The following is a 12,533-nucleotide window of genomic DNA, read 5'->3' as shown; positions in this document are numbered from 1 at the left end:
AATGTGGCACAACACCATTTGGTCAATGTAGGCAAGGCTTACATTGAAAGGGTAGTTTTGGAACAGTTCCAAAAACAAGTCCACGAAACAACAGATGAAAAATGCAAATCAGCACTGACACAACTTTGTCAGTTATATGCCTTCCATACCATAGAACAAAACAGAGGCTGGTACTTGGAACAAGGCTATATGGAAGGAAACAAAACCAAAGCCATCAGAAAAGAAGTCAATCAACTCTGCTGGGAAGTAAGAAAAAATGCATTAGCTCTAACCGATGCCTTTGACATTCCCGAAAGCTGCATTGCCGCCCCGATTGCAATGAGGAATGAGGTTGGAAGTTGGAAGTCCGAAGTATGAAGTTGATGTCATTCTGAGTCCCCAACATTTTGAGAATGTTCAAAATAGTTAATGACCTCAAGTTACCCCCTAGGCAGCCGTCATTCTGAGGTACGAAGAATCTCCAGAGGTCCTATTTATGTTTATAATACATTTCCTGATCCTCGAGAGACCCTTCTCCCGATATAGCCATCGGGATCAGGGTTACGGCAGCTAAGAAATCTGTAATTGGTAGGCACGAAGGATCTCTAGAGGTCCTATTTATGTTTAATTAATCATTTCCTATTCCTCGTGAGATGCCCCGAATCCCGATAATTATCAGGACGGGACAGGCTTTCCTAAGTCATGACGGCTGCTCCGATTTATGAGATTGGTAACGAGTTTTGAAAAACTTATAATTTTCCAGAAACTCTTAAGCGAAGTGAAGAATCTCCGAAGAAAACCAAAAAAGTGGGATTTTTAAAGGTGCAGGCCCATTGTCCGAAGCCTTGGCTTCGTCCAGCGTTTGTAACGCCAATTTCATCCCTCTGCCTTCTCCTTTAGCGCCATATTCATTTTGACAAAGTTTCCCCTTGTCTCCTCTCCTATTTTCTTCAAAATCATTTTACTCAAAATCCCTGAAAAATTCTCCCCATGATTTAATTTGACCTGATTTGAGTTGATTTCTTCAATTTCAAAATAATGATGACCATCAAACACCCCTTTAAACCATAAACTCCCAAGCCAGTCAAAATACCGATAAGTTTCAACTTTTAATATTGTGGGCTTAAAGGTCATGTCTTTATCACTGTTTTTCATGGTATTGGTCAATTTTGTTCCGACAACAGCCTGCCCTTTACTATGAATGATAAATGGATTCCAACTGCTGTAATTCCCAAAATCCGTCAGGATATCCCAAACTTTTTCTTTGGAAGCATTGATGATGATTTCAGTTCTGATTTTCATGAGTGTATCGTTTGTTGTTCCTGACAAAAGTAGGTAATCAGCACCCTTAGGTTCATTATCTTTTGTTAAGAAGTCGGTTTTGTTTGGAAAAAAATTTTGAGAAATTCCAGTCAAATTGACCTGACCAATTTAAATAATGGATTATAATATAAAATCCCCCCTTCAGACTCCAAATTTCTAGGCCAATGTGAGTTTCTCCACTCACATCCCTGAGGTTCCTCACTTTACATAAAGCTTGTTGAAATTCAAAGACCGGTTTTTTTTAGCTTGTCCCAACATCGGTCAATTCCACTTTTATCTTCCGTCTTTTTCCTTTAGCCTTTATCCTTTCCCCATCAATCTCTTCCTGATTCTACTTAAACTCACCGGGGTTATCCCCAAAAATGAAGCAATATAATGTTGGGGAACCCGCTGAATCAGGTCTCTGTGCTCTTCCTCAAACTTTCGGTACCTTTCTTCGGGACTATCTAGGATAAAAGAGGACAAAATCTTCTGTGCATTGATAAAACGCTGTTCTGCAATTTTACGGGTGATGGTATTCATAATGGGTAATTTCTTGTATAATTCATCAATTTGTTCTTTTGTAATAACGAGAAGTTCACAATCTTCCAATGTCTCCAAAGACTGAATACTGGGGCATTGCCGAAGGTAGGAATCATAAGCTCCTCCAAATAATCCCTCCTGAAAAATAAATGCCGTAATCTCCACCCCTTCTTTGGTGTAAAACAACCTCAATAATCCTTTATTCACGAAATAAAACTCTTTAGCCACTTTCCCTTCTTCGATCAACCTGAACTTCTTCGGTACTTGCCTAAGCGTAAATGCATCCTCAAAAACCCTTTTCTCTCTTGGGCTAAGGCTTGCAACCTGACTGACTGTCTGATGGATCAAATGGTACATAAAGCAAAATAGTATTTGGATTTGGGAAATTCAAGAATAAATGTTTGGATCCAGACAAAATTGGTATTTCAATAAACCTTTCAAGGTTGGACATTCCAGTTGATTTTTTCTCTCTATTGCCACCCCTCTGATTTATCGGGATCATCCGGGGCAACTACCCCTTCTGGGATTTAAAACATATTATAACAAATTCATTTGAAATCTTTTTTACTCATTATCAATATTTTATGATTTCACTTTAAATTTTTTCCAAAAATAATGGTGTCATTTTGACTATATCTTCCTTTTGAAAATGTAGTAATAAGCCTCAAATGAATAAAGTAGAATTCTTATTGACCAACCCTGAATTTGTGCGTTGGGTCAGACATCCTGACAAGGATTTGGATACCTATTGGAATAACTGGATGGAGGCCAATCCTGATAGGACTGAAGACCTTAAATTCGCAAGAGAGATAGTCGCCGGAATACTATTTGAAGAAATACTTCTGAATGCTGAAATCAAAGATGAATTATTGGCAAAAATTTTAAAGGAATCAAATGGAATTGAAAAAGAGAATTTAAAGGATCCTTTAAAGAAAAAATCTTTGATCGATTGGTTTAACCAAATTGGTCAGATTTATAAAGTGGCTGCCATTCTGGTTTTGGCCTTGGCCATGTACCTTCCGAATTTTCTTCATAAAAACGAAGCTTCGGAAGGATTGAAATCAGATCAGGTCCTATGGGTTGAGAAATCAACTGCACAGGGAGAAAAATTAATTATCACACTTCCCGATGGATCCAAAGTTTGGTTGAATTCAGGAAGTAAGCTGGAATTTCCGGAGAAATTCAGTGAAACGGAAAGGAATATGTCTATCTCGGGTGAAGCATATTTTGAAGTAAAGAAGGATTCGCTCAGGCCATTCAGGGTTGAATCTGATGGGATTGTCACCACAGCATTGGGCACTTCTTTTAATATAAACACGAAAGACAATTCCTTATTGAAGATTTCTTTGATGACTGGCAAAGTCAGTGTTGACAAGAAAATGAAGTCTGAAGAAATATTATTGAACCCTGGTCAGGAGTTCCAATTCAATAAACAGCAAAATGATCAATGGGTGAAAGACTTCAGTCCAGAAAAAGTGTTGGCATGGAAAGAAGGCAAGATAATATTTGAAAATGCCAGTCTTTCTCAGGTAGTAGAGACTTTGGAAGATTGGTACGGGGTGAAATTCAACCTGACCAATGCGGAAAAAGTTAACTGGAATTTTTCGGGAGAATATCAAAACCAGATCCTTGATAACCTCCTGAACAGTATTTCTTATATAGAAAGTTTTGAATATGAAATCAATGGTAAAAATGTAGAACTCAAATTTTAATGGTATGACCTATCAAAACACATCTTAAAGAAAGCCGACAGATTAGAGAATCCGTCGGCTTAGCCCGGTCAGAAGATGATCAACATTGGGGAATGGGAGACATCTAAAGACCGCATTTAATGAATAGTTCAATTCAATAAACCTTTAAAAATATGAAAAATAAACTACTTAGTGTAATCTATATGTTATCCAGGTACTTCCTATATGGATTTATGATCCAACTGATGGTATTGAACCTTGTATTCGCTACCGAAGTGAATGGTCAGTACAAAAGCATAGATGAAGTGAGTATTAGTTTTCAAAAAGAAAACTACAGTCTTGGCCAGTTTTTTAGCCAGGTAGAAAAACAAACACCTTTTAGATTTTCGTTCGACAGAAAAGACATAGAAACTTCTAAACCTATTGTTTTGTCACAATCTTCAGGAACGGTTGAAGAGTTTTTGCAGGAAGTGGCAAGGCAAACCCGATTAAGTTTCCGTCAGATCAACAATAACATTGATGTAAAAAAAGAGAGAGAGCCAGTAACAACTCCAGTGAAGATTCAAGATTTCGTCACTATTACCGGAACCGTACTGGATCCAATTGGAGAGCCATTACCAGGTGTAACGATTATCATAGATGGTACAACCCAAGGCACAGTGACCAATATCGATGGCCAATATTCTATTGAAGCGAATGAAGGGGATGTGTTGGTTTTCTCTTTTGTTGGCTTTGAAAGAGTAAAAAGGGTAGTGGGCAGCTCAAATATCATTGATGTCACTATGGTGGAGGACATGAGTACATTGGGTGAAGTAGTCGTGATAGGATATGGTACCCAAAGAGAGCAGGATAGGATTTCCGCTATAGCGACGGTGAAATCTGAAGATATAGTCAAAACTCCAGCCACCAACGCCATGCAATCGCTACAGGGAAGAGTAGCAGGAGTACAGATAGTGAGCAGTGGTGCACCGGGATCATCTCCAACAGTTCGGGTAAGGGGAATAGGTTCATTTGAAGGAGGCGGGGCTCCTCTGTATGTTGTTGATGGAATGTTCTTCGACAACATTGATTTTTTGAATCCAAACGATATTGAAACAATGTCCATTTTAAAAGATGCCTCTGCAGCTGCAATTTACGGGGTAAGGGCTTCTAATGGCGTTGTCCTAATAGAGACAAAATCAGGAGGGTACAACCAAAAAGCAGAAATAGTTTATGATGGTTATGTTGGGGTACAGGTACCACAAAATGTGCTAAAAATGGCCAATACCCAGCAATTTGCCCAATATGTGAATGAAACTGGTAGCCAGGCGGATATAGCCTTTTTAAACAATGCCATCCAAAGATTTGGTAGAAGCAGAATAGACCCAAGCTTACCTGATGTGAATACTGACTGGTATTCGGAAATCATGAGTCCGGCATCCATACAAAATCATTCCCTTACATTCAACGGAGGTGGAGAACAAACAAGATACTCCATTGGTGGTAGCTATTTCGAACAAAACGGGCTGATGAATGAAAGAAGAAATGATTTTAAAAGGCTCAATTTTCGGGTAAAATTAGATACTGATATCAATAGCTGGATGACAGTCGGAGGTAACCTGAATATCAGTACGGCACAAAGGTACAACGCAGATGATGGGGCTTGGTTCAGGGCTTATAATACAGTCCCAATTATACCCAAATATGACCCGCTAAATACCAATGCTACCGGATCGGAAATTCCCTTGTCCAATGCGCAACAAATTGGCTACAGGGGAAACCAAAACCCTTTTTATAGCATCCTCTTTTCGGACAATAGGAATAATATTGCAAAGATCATGGGTAACTTTTACGCTGATATGGAATTACTTCCAAACAAGCTTTCATTTAAAACTGCCTATAATTACAATATAGATCAGATCAATACAAGGAATGTATCTTTTGCATACAGTGATGGGGTTACACAAAACCAATCTTCTTTAAACAGGGAAAATTTCACCAGATACAACCAGATTTGGGATAATTTTCTGACTTACACTGACAATTTCGGTCTGCATAATATTACAGCAGTATTGGGACAGTCTTTCAGAAGCGAAACCTTTGAAAATTTAAGGGCAAGTGGGGAAGGTCTCAACCCTGAACCGGAATTTGGTCAGGAACAGTTCTGGTATCTTTCCAATGCAACCAATTATGACCTGAATTCCATTAGGGATGGTGGTGAAAGATTATTTTTCCAGTCCTATTTTGCCAGAGTGGCCTACAATTATGACGACAGGTACTTGGTGTATGGTACTGTTAGGAGAGATGGAAATAATAAATTCCAGCAAAAGTGGGGTAATTTTGCCACCATAGGCGCAGGATGGGTTATTTCATCAGAGGATTTTTTTAATGTACCTGCAATCAATTTCCTAAAAATCAGAGGATCTTGGGGACAGCTTGGAAATGATGGAATCAACCCATCGGTTGGAGTCCCTACCTTGCAAGAAAATAATTTGGCCATCAATGACGTGCTCACTATTGGCAGAAGGTTGAATCCGACGTTTGACCTGATCGATAGATGGGAAACGACAGTAGAAAGAAACTTTGGCCTGAATGCTACTATGTTCAGAGAGCGTCTTAGCATTGAAGCGGATTATTTTATCAGGGATACCAGAAATCTGGCTGTAAGCATAATTCCTCCCGTATTCAGGGCTACAGAGAGAAGGAGTGTCGGTAGAATCCGAAATCAGGGCTTGGAACTTTCCCTAAATTGGGATGACAGGATCAATGACGATTTCTCCTATTATATAGGCGGAAATATCACAACTTTGAAAAACACAGTTTTGGGTCTTGGAGGACCTAATCATTTGGATGGAGGTTCTGCTGAATTCCGTCAACGCTCTATCATAGGACAGCCTTTTATGGCGTTTTATGGATATGAGGTAGATGGCGTTTTCCAAAATCAGGGGCAAATCGACAACAGTGGATACACACAGGAGTTTATCAATGAAAGCAATCTTACACCCGGCGATTTCATATTTAGAGATCAAAATGGAGACGGAATAATCAATGATGAAGACCGTGTAGTGTTGGGTTCTTTCCTACCTACTTTGACTTATGGCTTAAATGCAGGTTTTAGGTACAAGAATTTTGATTTTTCGGCCCTATTGCAAAGTCAAAGAGGCCATAGCATCCTCAACAGAAAAAGAGGAGAACTTATATTTACCAATGACACCAACCTTGACGCAGAGCTTGTCAGCAATCTATGGAGAGGAGATGGCACATCCAATGTTTATCCCTCTGCTTCCGGTCTCAGAAAGGGATGGAACCAGAATATGAGCAGTTATTTTGTTGAAGATGGATCTTTCTTTAGGATCCAAAATGTGCAGATGACTTATTCTTTGATCAATAGAGAGGTTTTTGGTATGGCAATGCCTTCTACCAGAATTACATTGACTGCTGAGCGTCCACTTACCATATTCAATTATAATGGGTTCAATCCGGAAGTTGCCAATGGTATTGACAGACAGGTTTATCCCATACCGGCCATTTATACTGTGGGATTAAATGTAACATTCTAACCTAATCAAAAAAGAGTCATGAAAAATAATAAATATATAAAAAACACTTTGGCTTTGATGCTGGCCTTTATAGTGACAACATCCTGTATGGATTTGTTGGACGAGCCACTCGAAAATCAGATTATAGCAGGAGATACTGATTACACGCAATCCAGCAATATGATTTTGATGCTATATGGTTCCTATGGAGAACTTTATCGTTCACAATGGGAAACCTATACCCTTCTTTCGGTCAGAGGTGATGATGTGACAGCGGCAGGAGACCAATTTCCCCTGATTGAAACGGATCAATTCAGGTATGACAGGAATTTCTGGATGTATAATTCCGTATGGCTTAACCTATATACTGATTTGATATACTGGCATGGAGCGATTGAGGAAATCAGAAAATATCAGGAAGCTGGTGCCAATCCAGCCAATGCAGAACAATACGTTGCTGAAATTAAGGTCATGCAAGGTTTTGAGCTTTTACAACTGGCACGTTCTTGGGGAGCCATTCTGATCCCAAAAAGTTCACAGCCAGGTGAACTTTTCAACATAGAAGTTTCATCCTTTGAAGCAGTGATGCAGCATATTTCTGCACTAATGGATGAGGCTATCCCTCTTTTGCCCACTGTGCATCCCAAAGACCGCTCCGATGTGAGAGGCGGGGTTACCAGAGGCGCTGCTTTGGCAGTAAAAGCCATGGCAAATCTGGAATTGAAAAACTATCCTGCAGTAGCAGAAGCTACCGGTCAGATTATTGGCAGTAACAATTTCGCATTGGAACCTGATTATTATCAATTGTTCAAAATTCCCGGAAAATTAAACGGTGAAAACATCCTTGAATTTCAATATTCGGATTTTGGGACAGCTACGGGAACAAGGACAACCTATCCATTTGTGACTTACGGACCGGCATCATGGACTCCGGCAGTGCCCGGTGCCTCGACAGGCTGGGGCTTTTTCGCACCTACTCCCAAATATGTCAAATTCATGCTTGACCGTGGAGAGCAGGAGCGGCTTCAGACTACAGTCTTATTTACTCCAGATGGAATGGATGAAATAATGTCAGATCCCCAATATGCCACCTTGCCTGGCTGGGTTTCTAATGTGACTCCTGATGGAGATAGGTTCAACAACCATCCAAGATACAATTTCCTCAGTGGCAAACATTATCTTCCATCTACCCAGCTTATTCCGGGAAGGTTCGGTTATGGATCGAACAAAAACTTCACAGCCATTCGATATGCTGAGGTATTACTTATGCATGCGGAAGCATTGGTAAACGGTGCAAGCAGCTCCGTTCTTTCTGCAGATCAAGCGGTAAACTTGGTAAGGGCAAGAGTTGGCCTTGGTGCACTTAGCGGTGTCACACTTAATGAGGTATTGGATGAAAAGTTTGCGGAATTCGGGATGGAAAGTGGAATTCGGTTTTATGATTTAATGAGATATAACATGGGTTCTGAGCTAAACTTTGGAGGCAGGAATTTCAACCTTGAAACTCATAGATACCTTCCTTACCCTTTGGAACAAGAGAATATCCTTCCTCAGTTGACAAAAGCAGAGTAAAATAAATTGACATTAAAATCGCAAAAATTATGAAAAGATATAATTTGATAATCATAGGATTGGCATTTTTCATCTTTGGCTGTACAGATAGCTACATTGATGAAATTATCGCAGTAGACCCGGGGCCAGATATGGAAGCTCCTGAGATAAACCTTACCTATCCCGTTGAAGGAACTTTGATTAGGGTGACTGAACAGGTCACTTCAATTACAATTAATGCCGAAGTAACAGATGACATCGAAATCCAATCTGTGAAATTCAGTCTAAATGGTAGTGAAATCGCATCTTTCGATGAATTCAAGGACTTTAGGAGGGCAATGTTACAGCTTGATTATGATAACATCACCAACGGTGAGCATGTCCTTACAGTGACCGCAAATGACCTCTCAGGAAAAACCACTACCAAAACAGTCAACTTTGAAAAAGTTGCCCCCTATGTGCCTATTTATGACGGTGAGATTTTCTACATGCCATTTGACGGAGACAACATGGAATTGGTCAGTATCAGGAATGCGACAAGGATTGGAAGTCCTGCCTTTGCTGGAACTTCCGTACAAGGGAGCAATGCTTTTGCAGGCGCAGCTGATTCTTATTTGTCTTTCCCTACAGCAGGGTTGTTGAATGAAGAGTTCAGTGCTGTATTCTGGTATAAAATCAACAATGTGCCTGATCGAGCGGGCATTCTCACCATAGGGCCTCCTGATCCAAATAATCCAACAAATATGAACAACAGGACACATGGTTTCAGATTTTTCAGAGAAGGAAGCCCTACCAATCAAACCTTTAAACTAAATGTGGGAAATGGTACTAATGATAATTGGTTTGATGGTGGTGGTGCAGCATCCATTAATCCTACAGTCAATACGGATTGGATCCATCTTGCATTCACCATATCAGGGACTACAGTGGCAGTATATATCGATGGCCAAGTAGTCAGTCAGGGTACTTTTCCTGGAATTAGTTGGACAGGTACTGATATCATGTCCATCGCTTCCGGAGCTCCGAGATTTGCGGAATGGGGTCACTTGTCAGATAGAAGTTTCTTTGATGAGTTGCGTTTGTTCAATAAAGCGCTCTCGCAACAAGAGATACAGACTATTATAGCAGCAGAAACACCATAAAATGTAAAATTTATCATCGAGGAAGGATTTGATCATTACTAGAATCCTTCCTCATTTTCACCCATCCACTATGAAGAAAATCCTCTTTTTTCTTTACTTCCTTGCGATAATAGCCGGATGTGATAGACCGGAATCTGAAATGTCCACTTTGACATTCCTCAGGGTTATGGTAGGTGATCAGGAATTGAGCTTATCTGAACCAATTAGTGAAAATATTTTAACGGATAGGTCCATCACTTTATATTTTTCAAGTCCAATCAAATCTCCCCTCCCCACAAATTCTATTAGTCTTTTTGATGGAAATACATCTGTCAATATCAGCACGAGTTTAATATCAGATAACAAAATCATTATTGTAAATCCAGTTGGTACCTTAAACAACGGTACAATTTATAAATTGTCTATTTCCGATCAGATACAAGGTGCAAATGGAAGTGGTTTTCCAGGAATGGAAATCCAGTTTAAAACTGTCTTGGGAGACTTGCAATTGCTATCCTTAAATATTGAGGATTCAGGGGAAACAAGCACAGGGAGAATTGTAAATGTCCCAACGGATTTCAACATAGACATTAAATTCTCTTCCCCGGTAGACAGGCAATCCTTTCAAAGTGCTGCAAGGATGACAGGGAACAATCCCCCTGCGCTACAATTCCAATTTTCTAATGATGATAAGCAGGTCACTGTGACTGGAAATGCTCCTTTGGGTTATTTGGCAAAATACACATTCAACATCAACAATTCTCTTAAAGGCGCAGAAGGTGAGGATTTTGCTGGGCTGAATAGGATTTTCTATTCCCAAATTGATCCTACCCCCAAATTCCCCCAGGTTTCCCAAGAAGCATTGCTGACAAAAGTACAGGAACAGACCTTTAGGTATTTTTGGGATTTTGCCCAGCCAAACAGCGGCATGGCAAGGGAAAGAAATAATTCAGGAAACCTGGTCACTATTGGAGGTTCAGGATTTGGTGTCATGGCTATTTTGGTAGGTATGGAAAGGGGCTTTATCAGCCGACAGGAGGGTGTGGAAAGATTGCAAAAGATAGTGGATTTTTTAGGATCAGCTGATAGATTTCATGGTGTATGGCCACATTGGCTCAATGGTAACTCAGGACAGGTAATCCCATTCAGTCAAACAGACAATGGAGGTGACCTGGTGGAAACGGCATTTATGATTCAAGGCCTGTTGACCGCAAAGGTTTATTTAAATGAATCCAACACACAGGAAAAATCCATTCAGGAAAAGATCACCCAAATTTGGCATGAAGTGGAATGGAACTGGTTTACCAGAGGTGGCCAAAATGTACTCTATTGGCATTGGTCACCAGAATACAATTGGGAGATGAACCTACGCATTCAGGGGTGGAATGAATCCCTGATTATATATATATTGGCAGCAAGTTCTCCGACTTATGCAATAGATAAACCGGTTTATGACAATGGTTGGGCCCGAAACGGGGCAATGCGCAACGGCAATAAATATTATGGCATTGACCTTCCTTTAGGATATGAATTTGGAGGTCCATTATTCTTTGCCCACTATTCATTTTTGGGGCTTGATCCCCGCAATCTCAGCGACCAATATGCCAATTACTGGACCCAAAACAGAAATCATTCCCTGATCAACCAAGCCCATGCTGTACAGAATCCATTGGGATTTGTAGGTTATTCGGAAGATTCTTGGGGTTTTACAGCCAGTGATAATCACCTGGGATACAATGCCCATTCACCCACAAATGACCTAGGGGTCATTACTCCGACCGCAGCCCTTTCATCCTTTCCTTTTACTCCCGAAGCTTCCATGAAGGCTTTGGAATTTTTCTATTATCAGATGGGGGATCGGCTTTGGGGAGAATATGGGTTTTATGATGCATTCAATGTCACAGAAGAATGGTATGCGAGCTCCTATTTGGCAATTGATCAGGGGCCGATTATTCTGATGATCGAAAATCACAGGTCTGCCTTGCTTTGGGACCTGTTTATGAAGGATCCGGAGGTTAAAGCCGGATTGGAAAAGTTAAACTTTAATTATTGACCCAAATGATGATGAAAAGAAATTTGTTGTACCTATTGCTGATTCTGCTAACCACTGCTTCCTGCACTGTAAAAAAACCAGGTACAGGAACGCAAGAATTGGCAAGAATTTCGGATGATTCACTGATGAACCTTGTACAGTACAGGACTTTCCAATATTTCTGGGATGGAGCCGAACCTACCTCAGGCCTGGCACGGGAACGCTACCATGTAGATGGAGAATACCCTCAAAATGACAAGAATGTAGTGACTTCTGGAGGAGGAGGTTTTGGTGTAATGGCCATTTTGGTGGGAATTGAGAGAGGCTTTATTTCGCGAGAACAGGGACTGGAGAGGTTGGAGAGAATCGTAACCTTTCTGGAAAATGCCGACAGCTTTCATGGAGTTTGGCCACATTGGTGGAACGGTGAGACCGGTAAGGTTAAGCCATTCAGCCAAAAAGATGACGGAGGAGATCTTGTTGAGACCTCTTTTATGCTGACTGGATTATTGACCGTACGCCAATATTTCAAAGAAGGCAACGAAAACGAACAAGACCTGGCAGAAAGGATCGATAAGCTCTGGAGGGCAGTAGAGTTTGACTGGCACACTAAAGGAGGTGAGGATGTACTCTACTGGCATTGGAGTCCCAACCATGACTGGGACATGAATTTTGGGGTGACGGGCTATAATGAATGTCAGATCATGTACATCCTCGCAGCATCATCCCCTACACACAGTGTGCGTGCCTCGGTATATCACAATGGGTGGAACAGAGGAGGAGAAATCAAGAATGA

At 40.6% G+C, this 12,533-nt stretch carries 9 protein-coding genes; 7 read left to right on the top strand and 2 right to left on the bottom strand.

Going from position 1 to position 12,533, the window contains the following annotated elements:
• Positions 1-357: acyl-CoA dehydrogenase (locus ACEW8U_RS11860; RefSeq protein WP_373522257.1), on the top strand; the 357-nt coding region annotated here is incomplete at its 5' end.
• Between the two features lie 498 nt (positions 358-855).
• Here the strand turns inward: ACEW8U_RS11860 and ACEW8U_RS11855 are convergent.
• Together ACEW8U_RS11855 and ACEW8U_RS11850 are read right to left on the bottom strand one after the other, a co-directional pair.
• Positions 856-1,281 (bottom strand): SRPBCC family protein, encoded by a 426-nt coding sequence (locus ACEW8U_RS11855; protein ID WP_373522256.1) that lies wholly within the window; start codon positions 1,279-1,281, stop codon positions 856-858.
• A 321-nt stretch (positions 1,282-1,602) separates the two neighbouring features.
• Positions 1,603-2,181 (bottom strand): Crp/Fnr family transcriptional regulator, encoded by a 579-nt coding sequence (locus tag ACEW8U_RS11850; protein ID WP_373522255.1) that lies wholly within the window; start codon positions 2,179-2,181, stop codon positions 1,603-1,605.
• 311 nt (positions 2,182-2,492) lie between these two features.
• Here ACEW8U_RS11850 and ACEW8U_RS11845 point away from each other — a divergent pair, with 311 nt between their 5' ends.
• The 6 genes from ACEW8U_RS11845 to ACEW8U_RS11820 all read left to right on the top strand — a co-directional run.
• A complete protein-coding gene (locus ACEW8U_RS11845) occupies positions 2,493-3,536 on the top strand; it encodes a FecR family protein (protein WP_373522254.1) in 1,044 nt (347 codons plus the stop codon).
• Between the two features lie 152 nt (positions 3,537-3,688).
• Entirely contained in the window at positions 3,689-7,054 is a 3,366-nt protein-coding gene (locus ACEW8U_RS11840) for a SusC/RagA family TonB-linked outer membrane protein (protein ID WP_373522253.1), read from the top strand.
• An 18-nt stretch (positions 7,055-7,072) separates the two neighbouring features.
• Positions 7,073-8,605, top strand: coding sequence for a RagB/SusD family nutrient uptake outer membrane protein (locus tag ACEW8U_RS11835; RefSeq protein ID WP_373522252.1), 1,533 nt, complete (start codon positions 7,073-7,075; stop codon positions 8,603-8,605).
• 29 nt (positions 8,606-8,634) lie between these two features.
• The gene (locus tag ACEW8U_RS11830) at positions 8,635-9,726 is read left to right on the top strand and encodes a LamG-like jellyroll fold domain-containing protein (RefSeq protein WP_373522251.1); all 1,092 of its coding nucleotides are present in this window, start codon (positions 8,635-8,637) and stop codon (positions 9,724-9,726) included.
• Between the two features lie 70 nt (positions 9,727-9,796).
• Positions 9,797-11,758 (top strand): glucoamylase family protein, encoded by a 1,962-nt coding sequence (locus ACEW8U_RS11825; protein ID WP_373522250.1) that lies wholly within the window; start codon positions 9,797-9,799, stop codon positions 11,756-11,758.
• 5 nt (positions 11,759-11,763) lie between these two features.
• Positions 11,764-12,533 (top strand): glucoamylase family protein (locus tag ACEW8U_RS11820; protein ID WP_373522249.1); only part of this gene is annotated, 770 nt, incomplete at its 3' end.

Source organism: Aquiflexum sp. (assembly GCF_041751335.1).
Taxonomy (GTDB): domain Bacteria; phylum Bacteroidota; class Bacteroidia; order Cytophagales; family Cyclobacteriaceae; genus Aquiflexum.
The sequence above is the reverse complement of the archived record's forward strand: the minus strand, read 5'-3'. Positions and strand labels throughout refer to the sequence as shown.